Raw genomic sequence first — 14,718 nt, forward strand, 5'->3', positions numbered from 1 at the left:
CTGTTTCTAGCTAAAGCCATCCTAAGCCACAACTCTTAACAAACAAAAGGCAGCTTGAGCAAATACAGTGGATAGCCTTCAAGAGGTGTAGCGGTAATCATTATGATTAGGATGGAGTGCGGGGGAGAGACCTTAGCTGGAGGTTTCGATCTCACAACTTGAGAGGGATTTTTACTAGCCTGCATTAGGGATCTACCCAACGCCCGTCTGCCTTAATCAGGTTGATCAATTCCTCAACCCCTCTATTTTCAGGGACTTTTTTAATCTCTTCCCGCCCCCGATAGAGCGAAATATAACCTGCCTGCTTACCCACGTAGCCGTAGTCTGCATCCGCCATCTCGCCGGGGCCATTGACAATACAGCCCATAACAGCAATATCCAGACCTGTCAGATGTTTGGTGGCTTCCCGCACCTTGTGCAGCACTTCCTCCAGGTTAAACAACGTTCGTCCACAAGAGGGGCAGGCAACGTATTCTACCATCGTCTTCCGCAGACCCAGGGCTTGCAAAATACTGTAGCAAACCGGAATTTCCTTCTCCGGTGCCTCGGTCAGGGAAACCCGAATCGTATCACCAATCCCTTCAGCCAGGAGAGAAGCAATTCCCGCCGTGGATTTGATGCGTCCGTATTCCCCATCTCCGGCTTCGGTGACTCCCAGGTGCAGTGGATAGTCCATGCCCAGTTCATCCATGCGCAGCACCATCAGACGGTAAGCTGCCAGCATCACAGGAGCGCGGGAGGCTTTGAGGGAAATCACTAGGTTGCGGAAATCCAGCGACTCACAGATGCGAATAAATTCCAGAGCAGACTCCACCATGCCTTCTGGGGTGTCGCCGTAGGTGAACAGCATCCGTTCGGCTAAGGAACCGTGGTTAACCCCAATCCGCATTGCTTTGCCCTGATCCCGCAGGGAAATCACCAGAGGCGCAAGCGTTTCCCGGATTCTTTCGCCAATTTCATCAAATTCAGCCTGGGTGTATTCGGTGCGATCGCTCTTTGGCTTTTCAAACACATACAAACCGGGATTAATCCGAACCTTATCAACGTGCTTTGCCACTTCCAGGGCAATTTTCATGCCATTGTGATGCACATCCGCGACCAGGGGTACGGGCTGGTAGATGTCGTAAAGTTTCTGTTTAATCTCTGCCAGGGCATAGGCATGAGCCATGCTGGGTACCGTCACCCGGACAATTTCGCAACCAATCTCATGCAATCGGCGAATGGCTGCAACCGAGCCTTCAATATCCAGCGTATCTTCGTTGATCATGGACTGGACAACGACAGGATGTCCTCCCCCAATGGTTACAGCTCCAACCTTAACGGGACGGGTTTTGCGTCGCTGAATAGTGGGCTCTGTGGAGAAATACCTGGAAAGATCAGGGGAGGTCGTAGAAGCAACAGGATTGGGCAGGGTTTGCATACCGTTTTTAATGGCTGACGACAGCAATGATAGAAAAATCCAATTTTTCAATAGGATCTCTGTCTTTACAGATTGCCATAGATGATTCCCTTTTTGCGGTTAAGCCCAGGGAAAATTCCCAGCAAATATTAATGAACCCCATAGGCACCTGCTATAGTTTTCAGGGTTCTGGGCATTCAAAGTCTTCTACCGCAGTGCTTTTACGCGCTGGCCCGTTTGACAACGGCGCGACCATCTTCTTTCGGTTTTGCTTTATTGACTTTTAGTTGACGACCCATCCACTCAGCACCGTCAAGTTCAGCGATCGCCACATCTTCATGGGTTTCTTCTTCAAGTTCAACGAAAGCAAAGCCGCGCATCCGCCCGGTTTCGCGATCGGTGGGAAGAGCAACCCGTTTGACCGCACCGTATTCAGCAAAAACTTCTTTGAGGTCGTCTTCTGTTGCCCGGTAGGAGAGGTTTCCAATATAGATAGTCATGGGGAAGTGATCTGTGAGGAGCTGGGGCTGTAGCAAGAGCAGGGAGCCAGGGGATGGGAATTGGGGAAAACTGCTGGTAAATCTTGGTTTGCCTGCAACCTTTCCAAACTCACCTGGCCAATGCTACGAAGCCCACCGATCAGGACATAGCACACTCAACCCGTTTGATTCTGAAAAATCGGATACCTGAGCAATGTGAGATCTGTTTTCACTTATCCACCCTCCCCCTCAGCCATTCCTTTCCCTTCTTGGCCTCTGCCTCTCATCAAGCTCTAATCGTTATTGATCGTTTGGGAATCCGAAATTTTCCAGCGACCATCCTCTTTTTCCATAATGTAGCGAGTGCGCCGGGTTCCTCCCTGATCCGTCGGGCTCTGTTTGGAATTAGTGTAGTAGGTTACAGCCTCTGTTTCCTCAGCTTCACAAACTATCTGATCCCCATTGACGCTGACAATTCTAAAATCAGAAATTTTGGACTCTCCATACTTGAAGTAAGCATTGTTAAGTTGCAGCCAATGTACAGCCAATCTTGCTCTTTCTAGCCGTGCGCCTGTGGTCAACTCCTCAAGTCGTCGGGTATTAAAGGGCGGAGCAAAAATCTCTTGCTTTGCCTGAAGCCATTCATTCATCAAATTTCGGGCGGCTTTTTTCAGTTCCGCATACCGGACAGGGCTGATGGATTCAGAACGATAAATTTCCGACTGTAAAGCCCTGGCCGATCGCCCTGCCCTGGCCGCCTCCCTAATTTTGGATCTGAGAAAATTTACCTGATCCTCCAGAATCGCTTCATAGGCATTGGGCAGGTTGAGCAACAGCATATTTTTTTCGGCCAGTATTTTATTTTCGTTTGATAATCTGTCTGCTGCCTGCCACTGAATAAAAGCTGCAACAGCAGCCCCTACCGAAAGCAAGGTAAACACCCCAATCCCAGTGATGAACATTCGCTGTTGTCTTATTTCAGCCTTTTGACGAGCAGTTTCGGCTTTGCGGCTGCCAGCAATGTACTCTTTCTGGAGCTGGGTGGGTTCGGGTTGCTCACCTGCGCTTTGGTTTAGCCAATCTTCCGCTTCTTCGAGATCGGTGCCTCGCAATAAAAAACTGTCATTGCGGTCTTTCTTATCCCATTCGATCGCCCGCACCAGCAAGCGTGTATGAGCCCGCACATGCCCCAAATCCGTATCAAGAGCCTTGATGAGAAGCTGAAATGCCTGATTGAAATCATCGGTCTCCCGAAAAAATAGCCAATTATGGCGACTGAGAGATGGATGCACATCCTGAATCGCAAATCCTTCTCGCCGTACAACAGGTAGCAAACGTTTGTTGTGGTTGACAGCGTGTTCCACCTCCTGACGGCAGACCTGAGAAATCACTGAATCGGGGCTCATCACAAAAACAAAGGTTTCAGCTGCTTCAATGCCAGCTTCAATAGCTTGCCACCAATCCTCGGATGGCTGAATATCATTCCAGTCAACCCAGGGATCGCGATTCAGCTTTCTAAAGGCGCTATCCAACTGCTGGACAAATTCTTTGTCTCGACGGGAGTAAGAGATAAAAACATCATTGGGGCGAACCTCAGAGACCATTTTTGCGGATGAATTGTTAGTGGAAATAGCGGCTGGCATGATGCTGAATCCTCCAAGCTCATACACCTGTCCTGATGGACCTAACAAGGTCATGATGAGCGGCACTGGCCGCCGTCATTAACAACTCAAAAATCATTATGATTTGGGCGCTCCCTGTCCTTAACGTTAGAAGATTCTTTGAACAGCGTCAAAAAGTTGCCCTGTTCTAACTTTTCAGGTTATGGGGCACTCTTCAGTAAGCGGTGATTCTTGAGAGGCATCATGCTTGCCAGAGTTTGGAGTGCATCCCTCGTCGGCATTGACGCGGTGAAAGTTGGGGTAGAAGTCGATGTAGCAGGAGGACTCCCCGGAATTGTGGTAGTGGGTTTGCCGGATACGGCAGTGCAGGAATCTAGGGAACGGGTCAGAACGGCATTGAAAAATGCAGGCTTTGCCTTTCCCATGCGGAGAATTGTGGTCAACCTGACTCCAGCCGATTTGCGGAAAGAAGGCCCCAGCTTTGATCTGCCTATCAGTGTGGGAATTCTGGCCGCATCGGAACAGGTGAATGTTGATTTACTGGACGAATACCTGTTTCTGGGTGAAGTTTCGCTGGATGGGGGACTGCGTCCAGTGGCAGGGGTGCTGGCGATCGCTGCTGCCGCCAAACGCCTCGGCATCTCAGGGCTGGTCGTCCCCGCTGATAATGTCCGCGAAGCCGCAGTTGTGAAAGGGCTGAAAGTATTCGGCTTCAAGCACCTGTCTGAGGTGGGCGAGTTCCTCAGCGCTTCCGAAAACTATGTTTCAGCTCAGGTCAACGGACTGGAAGAACTGGAAAAAACACGCTTTTCAGGTCCCGACCTGTGCGATGTCAAAGGCCAAGCTCACGCCCGCCGCGCTCTGGAAATTGCCGCAGCAGGTGGGCACAACCTTATTTTCGTCGGGCCTCCAGGGAGCGGCAAAACCATGCTTGCTCGCAGATTGCCCTCGATTTTGCCACCCCTGACCTTTGAGGAAGCCCTGGAGGTAACTCAAATTCACTCCGTTGCCGGGTTACTCAAAGACAAGGGCACTCTGGTCGCAACCCGCCCATTTCGAGCTCCGCACCATTCCGCTTCGGGTCCTTCGTTGGTAGGAGGAGGCAGCTTTCCCAGACCGGGAGAGATTTCCCTGGCTCACCGAGGGATACTTTTTCTTGACGAGTTAACAGAATTTAAGCGGGATGTTTTAGAGTTTTTACGCCAACCTCTGGAAGACGGCTATGTTACCATTTCGCGTACTCGCCAGTCGGTTGTGTTTCCGGCTCAGTTTACGCTGGTTGCCAGTACCAATCCCTGTCCCTGCGGCTATTTCGGGGATACGGTTCAGCCCTGTACCTGTTCACCCAGAGCCAGGGAGCAATATTGGGCGAGGTTATCGGGTCCGCTCATGGATCGGATTGATTTGCAGGTGGGGGTGAACCGTCTGAAGCCGGAGGAAATTACTCAACAGCCAACGGGCGAAGACTCGGCAACAGTGCGGGAGCGGGTGCAGCTTGCCAGAGAACGAGCCCGCGATCGCTTCAAAGGAACGGCCCTGCGCTGCAATGCCGAAATGAAAAGCCCCCATCTACGGCAATGGTGCCGGTTAGACGATAGCAGTCGCAATTTGTTGGAGGGTGCCATTCGTAAGTTAGGGTTGTCGGTGCGGGCGAGCGATCGCATCCTCAAAGTTGCCCGCACCATTGCTGACCTGACTGGCGATGAGAACCTGCAAACCCACCACGTCGCCGAAGCGATTCAGTATCGTACAATCGACAGAATGCAGTAGTGAACGGTTCTTCTCGTAAGTTGCAGTGGGAGGAATAGGTGATGGGTTGGGCGAAAATCACACACTGGCTTGGGTTGACACTGTTGGTGGGAATCGGGGCGATCGCCCTGCTCAGCGTTGCCGATAGCGCCAGTGCCAATCGCCGGGTCACGCAGGAGCTTCTGCAAAAAATGCGCACGGAAACTCAGCGCCAGAAAGCGGTTGAGGACTTGAAGTCTGCTGCGGCTAAACTGGTGAACTTGCTGGCTCAGGGAAAGTTTGGGGAAGTCACCAAAAGCTTTGATCCCACCATGCAGAAAGCCCTGCCGTCTGAGAAACTGAAAGCAACCTGGGCAGATGTGCTGGAGGAAGCGGGACCCTTCAAACGTCAGATAGGCAGTAAAACCTCAAAAGAAGATCAATACGATGTGGTAGTGGTGAACTGCGAATTTGAAAAAGCCAGGCTGGACATTCGCGTAGTGTACAACAGTAACAAGAAAGTCGCTGGTCTCTTCATCGTCTCCCCCTCCCAGGCCACTGACACCTACAAGCCGCCCAGTTATGTAAATCGTGAGGCTTTTCAAGAGAAGGCTGTCACGATTGGTTCCGCCCCTTCTGCGGTTCCTGGAATACTGACCTTGCCTAGAGGAGAGGGACCGTTTCCAGCCGTTGTGCTGGTGCAGGGGTCGGGACCCCACGATCGCGATGAAACCATTGGCCCCAACAAGCCATTTCGCGATCTGGCCTGGGGATTGGCCTCTCAGGGAGTGGCCGTGTTGCGCTATGACAAACGAACACGGGTCCATCCCGGTCAGTTTTCAGGTAAGTTCACGGTGAAGGAAGAAGTCACGGATGACGCGATCGCCGCGATCGCCCTTCTGCAGCAAACCCCCTCCATTAATCCAGACCAGATTTTTCTGCTGGGGCACAGTTTGGGAGGGATGCTGGCTCCCCGCATTGCCCAGCAAGAACCTTCCCTGGCAGGCATCATCATTCTGGCAGGCAACACGCGCCCGTTTGAGGATCTGTATATCGCTCAATCAGAATACCTGGCGAAATTGGACGATCAGATCACGCCACGGGAAAAGCAGGCGATCGCAACCTTCAAACAGCAGGCCGAACGCATCAAAGACCGGGACTTGCGGAAAGAACCCGATACCGAACTGCTACTGGGCGTTCCACCCGCCTACTGGCTGGACTTAAAAGACTACAAACAAACCGAAGTCGCCAAAGAACTCAAGCGCCCCATACTAATTCTGCAAGGGGAACGGGACTATCAGGTGACGCTGGATGATTTTCGCGGCTGGCAAAAAGCCCTGTCTGACCGCAAAAACGTGACATTCAAAACCTATTCCAACCTGAATCACCTGTTTATGCCAGGGGAAGGGAAAGCCACCCCACAGGAATATCAGGTTGCTAACCATGTGGATGCCGTAGTCATTACAGACATTGCTGAGTGGGTGAAGCAGTCAGCCCTCCAAAGTTACGGAAATCCTTAACACTCCGGCCTCTTGAGTAGCTCCTGGCTGGCGATATAGTGATCAGCAACCGCATCATCGCACCAGGAGATCCCTATGAGCGAGTTTCAAGATTTTCTAAAACGCCAGTATGCCCATGTGGCTGTTGGAGAGTTCAAACTCGGCAAATTTTGCGAAGCCCAGTCTCTCTATGAACAGGCTGTTGCCACCTACACCCACGGATTTAAAGGCGCTTACCTGCTCCGTGACCCCGGCAGTGACAAAGGAATTTCAGTCATTTTTTGGGAAAGCGTAGAAGACATGGCCGATAACGAAAGCGAGACTTATCAGGCAATCCTTAAAAAGATGGCTCCGCTCTTTGCCCACAGCCCAGATGTCTTTGTCTACGAAGTGGTCTCCGAACTCAAGCCCCCGGAATCTCAGCTAGAAACCCTTGAAAAAGTTTTGTAATTGGCTCGAAGGCATCTAGCAAACAACAATAAAGTTTTGTAACAATAGGGAGTGTAACCCTTACCGAAACTCAGTCAGACTATGGCATTTGAAGACGAGCGCAAAAAACGAGTCATGGAACATCTTGTTCGCAGTTTGGGTGAATTCAATAAACGCCCAACTTCGAACCTTTCTCCAGAACGAAAAAGACAAATCATGGACCACGTCCGCCGGACGAAAGGCTAGCAATAGCCTACAGGTAACGGGCAACAGGGTGAGGAGGTGGATGAGTGGAGGCGTGATAGGGTGATGGGGTAAAGACCAGTTGTTAATTGTTAGTCGTTAAAGAGGTGGGAGGTGGGAGGTGAAAATTCAATACGCAAAATTTTCCACCCCACCACTTCCCATACTCCATCACTCATTCACTCCTTTTCTCTTCCAACTTCTGGTTTCTGGCTTCTTAGACGGAGGGAATTTTCAATACAAAATATCAGATTTCACTGAAAACAGTTTCGAGGTTGAGAACAAACCCAGGTAACACCTCCTCACCTGAAAGTGAAGTTGGGAACTGCAACACTTCAACAGTTCTTTCCGGTCGGTAAACTTCTACCTGTCGAGTTTTGGGGGCAATCATCCATCCCAGACGGCAACCATTTTCAATGTACTCCTGCATTTTTTCTCGAACGCCTTCCACATCATCACTTTCAGAGACTAGCTCCAGCACAAAGTCCGGACAGATTGGAGCATAGCCCTTGCGCTGTTGAGGTGTTAGTGCATCCCATCGTGATTGAGCAATCCAGGCTGTATCGGGAGAGCGAATCGCCCCATTGGGTAACTTGAAACCCGTTGAAGAATCAAAGACAACCCCCAATCGAGTTCGACGGTTCCAGGAAACAATATCAGTGGTGAGTTCAGCGTTGTAGCTACCGCCTTCGCTACCCGTTGGTGCCATTACAATCAGTTCTCCTTCAGCCGTCAGCTCCATACGCAGGTCAGGGTTGGCAGCAACGAGTCGCGTGAATTCTTCTTCGTCAAATCTGAGAGTGGGCGGAATAATGACCGGAGCATTCATGGAGTGTTTTAGATAAGTTTGGTAATTTTCTACTCTATTGTAGAAAGATGGTTCTGTCACCAGTTGGGAAACTCTGGATATTCCTGAGCATATGTTGGTTCAGTTGAGGAAAGTTTGCCTGCATAAAGTATATAAAGATGCAATTTTGACTTTACATCCCAGGTAGAACATCGGTTAATTTGGATACGTATATATGTCTATCGAATGCCACTGAAATAAAATTTTGCGAATCACTGAAAGCTTCGATACTTATAGAGCTAGGTGCTGGTTATTATCTTTGATTCAGTACTGTTTATAGACTTTCTGCTCTACCTATCCTGGGCGTTGCTGCAAGGGTAATGCACAGTTCGGCATTATAGAAGGATGAAATGTCCTCAATGTAATTCAACTGAAACGGCAAAGAACGGGCATCGTCGAGGCAGACAATGCTACAAGTGCAAGCAGTGTGGTCGGCAATTTCTTGCAACTTACTATCCTTGGCGCTATTCGAATGAGGTGAAGCAATTGTGCATCAAGATGTACCTCAACGGCATGGGACTGCGAGGCATCGAACGGGTCACCGAAATCCATCACACGACGATTCTGCGTTGGATTCGGGCGGCAGGACACCAATTGCGGGATGCGCCAGAAGTAGAGGAGATTCCAGAGAACACCGATTTGGACGAACTGCAAACCTTTATAGGCAATACGCGCAACAAGCTATGGATTTGGACAGCGGTTAATCATAAGAGAGCCGGAATCTTGGCGTGGGTGATTGGTGACCGCAGTGCGGAAACATTCAAGTGGCTGTGGTCAATGGTCAAATGCTGGCAATGCTTCTTCTATATCACCGATGGATGGAAAGTCTACCCGATGTTCATCGAAGAGGGCGACCAGATTGTGAGCAAAACCTACATGACTCGCGTGGAGGGGGAGAACATTCGTCTGCGGCACTACTTGGCACGGTTGCACCGCAAGACCTTGTGCTACTCTAAGTCTGTCGCAATGCTGAAATGTTCCCTTCGTTTGCTGCTTCACTCCTTGAAGGATTGGACAGTTCCTTTGCCAGCTTAAATCATTACAGTTTCAGCAACGCCCCTATCCTGTAACATTAAATAACATTTACTGAAGATTAGTGATGGTAGCTGAAAAACAAAAAACAAAGACAGAGTTGCGTACAAGGACAGAGTTGCGTAGGCTACTAGCCGAGTGCTATCAGATTCGCTACTCGGTTTCTCAACAATTGGCTCGTGATGAACTACAAGCTTTAGTCGATGCTCTTGAGAGCCAAAGTCCACTAAGTGTGGCTATCCGCGCTATTATCGAAGAGCGAAATGCCAAAGCTAAGAATAACTCTCAATTGGGACTGAACAACTATCAGTTAGGGAACAAGCTTATTGATACTCGAAAAAAATTAAGTTATGTCGAGAGACAGTTAGAGGATTACAAAAGGCTTGCCCGCGAATTATTGCGCGATCTACTGAGGTTTGAGACAAGCGAAATTTATCAAGGAATTCGTATCATTCTAAATGCCTTGCGGTAGATAGATTCAAGAGGGAACATATGACAGCACGAACCTATCAAGGTATGAGCTACCGCCAACTTCAAAAATGGAATAAAGAGCATCTAACCCATGCTCTAGATAAACAACGGAAACGATTAAAGCTCAAAAATGCTGGATGGAATTGTGTCATCAAATTATATGACTGGATTAGTAGTTTTATATCGTCTAGCAGTAGTCTCCTAGACCAACTGGCTCAAAAAGCAAAACGGCTTAAACAACTGGAAAGTAATATTAAGGCAGTAATTCACTCGGTGACTGATGAACCTTATCAATCTCATCAGACTCCAAAAAACTATCAGACTCCAAAAAACAATATTGCAGAATTCGTTTACAGGTGATTTCCCAGTGTCAACTGAAAATTTGCGTCGGCTGGGAAAAAAGCCGACATGTTGAAAGGGATAGAGCTTAAAGCCCATAAGGTTGTGAATCAGGTTTACGAAGATGTTGTAGAGGAATACGAAACATGGAGGTTTTCTGAGAAGGGTTTAAGTTTTGTTCGGCAACAGTTGGAGAGACTGGACTACGTATGCCCGGTCTGTAGTGATACGCTCTCTGTAGAAAAAGCAACGCTAGATCATCTTTTGTCAAAGCGTTGGTATCTTCATAAAGCGATTGACACGGAAAACCTTCTTGTCATGTGCTATGACTGCAACAATGCTAAAGGGTCAACAGAGTTTTCTGACTGGCGAGAATCGCTGCCCAAGTTGCATCGACAATCACTAGATTATGCTCTGAAGCTTTTGTACGGCGACAGGAAATTAGACCAGCTTCTTTCAGAATCCAGACTCTGATGTTGGCAAGTTTATTGCACAACTCTGACGGGGGCTCCCAGCGACACCTGAGAAAACAGTTCCTTCAGATCGCTGCGGCGCATATGGAAGCACTTCTTGGAAGTAGCTTTTTATTTAGAAGTATTTTATTTCAGAAGTAATAGTATAAATCCAGGGCATGGTAAGAGTTACGCGAGAAACAGTAAAATAGGGCGGTTGTATTCTGTGCGACGAACCCTTGATAGAGCGTTATACCCTGCCCGAAATGGGCGAAATTTGGACTGAGGCTTACAAACTGAAAACCTGGCTGCAAGTAGAGATTGCGGTTTGCGAGGCTCAGGCAGAACTGGGTTACATTCCGGCTGAAGCGGTTGAGGAAATCAAAGCAAAGGCAAAGTTTGACCCCCAGCGCGTGCTGGAGATTGAGCAAGAAGTCAAGCATGATGTGATTGCCTTCCTGACGAATGTGAATGAGTCTGTCGGTGAGGCTGGGCGCTACATCCACCTGGGGATGACCAGTTCTGACATGCTGGATACGGCTCTGGCACTACAACTCGTTGCCAGTCTGGACGTGATCATGACGCAACTGGAGGCGTTGATTCAGGCCATTCGCTATCAGGCGCAGCAGCATCGCAATACGGTGATGATTGGCCGATCGCACGGAATTCATGCCGAACCCATTACCTTTGGCTTTAAGCTGGCTGGCTGGCTGGCGGAAGTGCTGCGCCATCGCGATCGCCTCTGCTATCAGAAGCGGGCAATCGCTGTCGGCAAGATTTCAGGAGCCGTGGGGACCTACGCCAACATTGATCCGCAAATTGAAGCGCTTACCTGCCAGAAATTAGGACTGGAACCCGATACGGCTTCAACTCAGGTAATTTCACGCGATCGCCATGCGGACTTTCTCAACGCCCTGGCACTCCTGGCCGCCTCCATCGAGCGGTTTGCGGTTGAAATCCGTAATCTCCAGCGAACGGACGTTTTGGAAGTGGAAGAATACTTTTCCAAGGGGCAAAAAGGGTCTTCTGCCATGCCCCACAAACGGAATCCCATTCGTTCGGAACGGTTGACTGGCATGGCGCGGCTGGTGCGGGGCTATGCCGTTGCCGGACTGGAGAACGTTGCCCTCTGGCATGAACGAGACATTTCCCACAGTTCCGTAGAGCGGGTTGCCTTTCCCGATGCCTGCATTCTCACCCACTTTATGCTGGTTGAAATTACCGATCTGGTACGAAACCTGCTGGTTTACCCGGAAAATATGATCCGCAACATGAACATTTATGGCGGGGTCGTGTTCAGCCAGCGGGTGCTACTGGCTCTGGTAGACAAAGGGTTGAGCCGGGAAGAAGCGTATGCGATTGTTCAGTCAAACGCCCATGCTGCCTGGAACAAAACTGATGGCAACTTCCAGCAGTTACTGGCTCAGGACCCGCGAGTGACCAAACACCTTTCCTCAGAAGAACTGGCCGCCTGTTTTGATCCCCAACACCATTTGAAGAACCTGGACCAGATTTATCAACGGCTGGGGATTTGAACTAGGGAGTCAGGATTCAGAGGCCAGGAGTCAGGAGTCAGGGGCTGGGAACTGAAAGCTAGAAAGAAAGAAGAAGAAAGAAAGAGCTGACTCAAAACTCAGAATTCAAAATTCAAACCCTATCCGCCCCTCCATTCATTCACCTACTCCCGGCTCCCGATTCTTTAACCATCCTTCACCGAATTCCCCAACGTCTGCGCCAGCTTGAAGTCGATTCCCGCTGGGAATACTGTTGTTCCTGATGGTGTCGTTGCCGGATAGTTTCGGCGGAGTCTGATAGGAGCGGGTCCCGGTAGGGGATCGCGGCACGGGTCTGCAAGTGTTCCTGTTCCATCAAAGAGAGTGAAGGGAGCGATCGCCCATGAAAGGCGGCAACCGTTCCCTGGGACCACTCATGAGGTAAGTGGGTATTCTCCAGAGGAATGGTGCCAATCTGCAGACCAGCTTCTAACAAAGCTGATCGCACCGAGGCAGAGCGAGAATAGGTGGCTAGTTTTCCATCTGCCTTGAGACAACGGGCAATCTGGGCAAAAAACTCCACTGTCCACAGTTGGGGGCACCGCCGGGGTGAAAAGGGATCAAAAAAGATGGCATCCGCTTGAAAGTGCCTGGTAGCGAGCATCTGGACAGTTTGGCGAGCATCTCCAATCAATAAGGTTGCGGTCAACTGAGGCGTTGTGCAGTGATGCTCCAGGGCGATCGCCTGTAAAATCGATTGCACCTCTGGCGACCAGGACTCAATCAGGGGGGGAGAGATCGCGGCCCGTGGGACTGTTTCGTCTAACTCCAACCCATAGACCTCGACCTGGCAATAGGGATTGGTGGCCCAAATCGTCTCCAGAGCTGCCGCTGTATTGTAGCCCAATCCATAGCAGACATCTAACAAACAGATATAGCCCTGACGCGATCGCTCCACCAGATCGGTTACTCTGGCAAATTTGAAAAACGCTTCCTGCCTTGCTCCATAGCGACTATGAAACGCCTCCCCAAACTCCTTTGAGAAGAATGTGAAAGAACCATCCTCTGTTAGCTGAGGTATCCAGGGTTCAGCAGACATAAAGCAGGGGACCAGGATAGGGAAGAAGAAAGAAGAAAGGAAGAAAGAAGGAAGAAGTCAACAGCCAAAGCTACGTCAAAACTCAAAGCTCAGAACCCAGACTAGACATGAAGTGCTGATCCAGTCAACACCTCACGCATCTCTAATAACTGAAGCCAAAAGGGGAAAGGGACGAGGAAGGAATAGGGAAGTTCATTGTCTCTATAGCGTTCACAAATAGTTTGTGAACAAGGGGGAAAAACCTGCACTCCGTTCAAATTTCAAGAAAGATCACTAAAGTAGGTAAAAAGTTGCTAAAACATGGTTCCAGCAGACTAAAACTGGATGACAATGCAAGCTCTCGTCAGGTGGGTGATTGCCGACAGTCCTAATCAGTTCAATTTAACGACGATCGCCTGCCTGAAGGGAAGTTGAGACAGTTGACTGGAAGTGACCGATGGGTAAATACCTGGGATTGATTGCTCTAACGGCGATCGCAGCCGGTATCATCACCAGTTTTTCCTTTGCCACCTCGGCTAAGACAAAGCTGGAAATTTGCAACCGAAGTGATGAAGGCACCGTGCAGGTAGCGATCGCCTATCCAAATGGCAAGAATGGTTGGAATAGCCAGGGATGGCTCAGCCTGAAAGAAGGTGAATGTAGCACCATGCTGGAAGGTAACCTCACCAACCGTTACTACTATTACTACGCCTGGGCAGACAGTGCCTACTCCTGGAAAGGCGAACACCGATTCTGTGTCTCCAACCGCAAGTTTGCCTTCGTCAATGCCGATCGCCAGTGCAAAGGAGCCAACTCCCGCTGGGAAAACTTCCGTGAACTTGACACTGGCAGAGATGCAACTAACTTCAGATTGAATTTGGAATAGGGGGTAAGGGGATAGGAGTCAGGGATTGGGGATTGGGAATCAGGAGAGTGTTCTAGAAATGGTGCTCTCACTCCTCAAAACCCTGATTCCCTCAACCCCCTTTCTACTGATTCCCTCAACCCCTTTCTAGAATTACCACAAAAAATTTGACAACCCCCCTTCCCCTCTCTCCTCTCTCCTCACCCAAAGATAAAAGGGCACCTGAAACAGATGCCCTTTGGATTAATTAAAATTGGATGAGTTGAATGATGAGCGCTCGATAAACAGATGATTGACCTAGCTGAGAGCTGTGTGGCTACGGTCATAGCTCATCCAGAAACTGGGATGAACTTTGCCCTGAATATGGTTCCAATAATTGGCGATGTGAGCCGACAGCCCAGCTTCAGCAGCGGAACGTCTTAGCATCGACTGCTGCCGATTTTTAACTGCCCGGTGATGGTTCAGGGTCAGGAAACGAGCTTGCTCTTCAATCGAAAGATGGGAAACTGCAGAAACAGCGGGGACAGCGGCGGAGGGTACAGTTGCCGTTTGAACAGTGGGTTCCAGAGTGTAGGCAGCTCCACGATATTTGAGGATGGCATTCAGATTTTCATTTTTTGCCACCTGCTTCAGCCGATAATTGGCACCACGATATCTGAGATCAACAGCGGGAATAGATGCTGGCTTTTGAGTTGATTCGTAGCTAACACCTCGGTAAGTAAGTTTCATGGTTCGCCTCCTA

Annotated in this window: 15 protein-coding genes; 9 read left to right on the forward strand and 6 right to left on the reverse strand. The window is 49.6% G+C overall.

The window, feature by feature from the left end:
• Positions 1–184 precede the first annotated feature (184 nt).
• From ispG to P4D80_RS21150, 3 genes are all read right to left on the reverse strand, one after another.
• Complete coding sequence (ispG, locus tag P4D80_RS21140; RefSeq protein WP_421659577.1) at positions 185–1,420, reverse strand: (E)-4-hydroxy-3-methylbut-2-enyl-diphosphate synthase; 1,236 nt, start codon at positions 1,418–1,420, stop codon at positions 185–187.
• A gap of 200 nt (positions 1,421–1,620) precedes the next feature.
• Positions 1,621–1,899: an RNA recognition motif domain-containing protein gene (locus P4D80_RS21145; protein WP_421656000.1), complete on the reverse strand. Its 279-nt coding sequence runs from the start codon at positions 1,897–1,899 to the stop codon at positions 1,621–1,623.
• Between the two features lie 272 nt (positions 1,900–2,171).
• On the reverse strand, positions 2,172–3,521 hold the full coding sequence (locus P4D80_RS21150; RefSeq protein ID WP_421656001.1) for a TIR domain-containing protein: 1,350 nt from the start codon (positions 3,519–3,521) through the stop codon (positions 2,172–2,174).
• Between the two features lie 222 nt (positions 3,522–3,743).
• Between P4D80_RS21150 and P4D80_RS21155 the strand changes: the two genes are divergently transcribed.
• The 3 genes from P4D80_RS21155 (at position 3,744) to P4D80_RS21165 (ending at position 7,177) form a co-directional block, all read left to right on the forward strand.
• Positions 3,744–5,270: a YifB family Mg chelatase-like AAA ATPase gene (locus P4D80_RS21155; protein ID WP_421656002.1), complete on the forward strand. Its 1,527-nt coding sequence runs from the start codon at positions 3,744–3,746 to the stop codon at positions 5,268–5,270.
• Positions 5,271–5,311: 41 nt separating this feature from the next.
• A complete protein-coding gene (locus tag P4D80_RS21160) occupies positions 5,312–6,748 on the forward strand; it encodes an alpha/beta fold hydrolase (RefSeq protein ID WP_421656003.1) in 1,437 nt (478 codons plus the stop codon).
• A gap of 75 nt (positions 6,749–6,823) precedes the next feature.
• Positions 6,824–7,177 (forward strand): antibiotic biosynthesis monooxygenase, encoded by a 354-nt coding sequence (locus P4D80_RS21165; protein WP_421656004.1) that lies wholly within the window; start codon positions 6,824–6,826, stop codon positions 7,175–7,177.
• 469 nt (positions 7,178–7,646) lie between these two features.
• On the opposite strand, the gene P4D80_RS21170 is transcribed toward P4D80_RS21165, so the two are convergent.
• Positions 7,647–8,228: a Uma2 family endonuclease gene (locus tag P4D80_RS21170; RefSeq protein ID WP_421656005.1), complete on the reverse strand. Its 582-nt coding sequence runs from the start codon at positions 8,226–8,228 to the stop codon at positions 7,647–7,649.
• Positions 8,229–8,591: 363 nt separating this feature from the next.
• Between P4D80_RS21170 and P4D80_RS21175 the strand changes: the two genes are divergently transcribed.
• From P4D80_RS21175 to purB, 5 genes are all read left to right on the forward strand, one after another.
• The gene (locus P4D80_RS21175; RefSeq protein ID WP_421656006.1) at positions 8,592–9,281 is read left to right on the forward strand and encodes an IS1 family transposase; all 690 of its coding nucleotides are present in this window, start codon (positions 8,592–8,594) and stop codon (positions 9,279–9,281) included.
• Between the two features lie 64 nt (positions 9,282–9,345).
• Positions 9,346–9,750, forward strand: coding sequence for a hypothetical protein (locus P4D80_RS21180; protein WP_421656007.1), 405 nt, complete (start codon positions 9,346–9,348; stop codon positions 9,748–9,750).
• Between the two features lie 20 nt (positions 9,751–9,770).
• The gene (locus P4D80_RS21185) at positions 9,771–10,109 is read left to right on the forward strand and encodes a hypothetical protein (protein ID WP_421656008.1); all 339 of its coding nucleotides are present in this window, start codon (positions 9,771–9,773) and stop codon (positions 10,107–10,109) included.
• A gap of 48 nt (positions 10,110–10,157) precedes the next feature.
• Positions 10,158–10,562, forward strand: coding sequence for an HNH endonuclease signature motif containing protein (locus P4D80_RS21190; RefSeq protein ID WP_421656009.1), 405 nt, complete (start codon positions 10,158–10,160; stop codon positions 10,560–10,562).
• A 217-nt stretch (positions 10,563–10,779) separates the two neighbouring features.
• A complete protein-coding gene (purB, locus tag P4D80_RS21195; RefSeq protein ID WP_421656010.1) occupies positions 10,780–12,075 on the forward strand; it encodes an adenylosuccinate lyase in 1,296 nt (431 codons plus the stop codon).
• Between the two features lie 175 nt (positions 12,076–12,250).
• Here purB and P4D80_RS21200 read toward each other — a convergent pair whose 3' ends face one another.
• Positions 12,251–13,132: a tRNA (5-methylaminomethyl-2-thiouridine)(34)-methyltransferase MnmD gene (locus tag P4D80_RS21200; protein ID WP_421656011.1), complete on the reverse strand. Its 882-nt coding sequence runs from the start codon at positions 13,130–13,132 to the stop codon at positions 12,251–12,253.
• Positions 13,133–13,568: 436 nt separating this feature from the next.
• Here P4D80_RS21200 and P4D80_RS21205 point away from each other — a divergent pair, with 436 nt between their 5' ends.
• Complete coding sequence (locus P4D80_RS21205; protein ID WP_421656012.1) at positions 13,569–13,997, forward strand: DUF1036 domain-containing protein; 429 nt, start codon at positions 13,569–13,571, stop codon at positions 13,995–13,997.
• 276 nt (positions 13,998–14,273) lie between these two features.
• Here P4D80_RS21205 and P4D80_RS21210 read toward each other — a convergent pair whose 3' ends face one another.
• Complete coding sequence (locus P4D80_RS21210; protein WP_421656013.1) at positions 14,274–14,705, reverse strand: DUF4278 domain-containing protein; 432 nt, start codon at positions 14,703–14,705, stop codon at positions 14,274–14,276.
• Positions 14,706–14,718 lie beyond the last annotated feature (13 nt).

The organism is Leptothermofonsia sp. ETS-13, from assembly GCF_049200465.1.
GTDB lineage: Bacteria > Cyanobacteriota > Cyanobacteriia > Leptolyngbyales > Leptolyngbyaceae > Leptothermofonsia.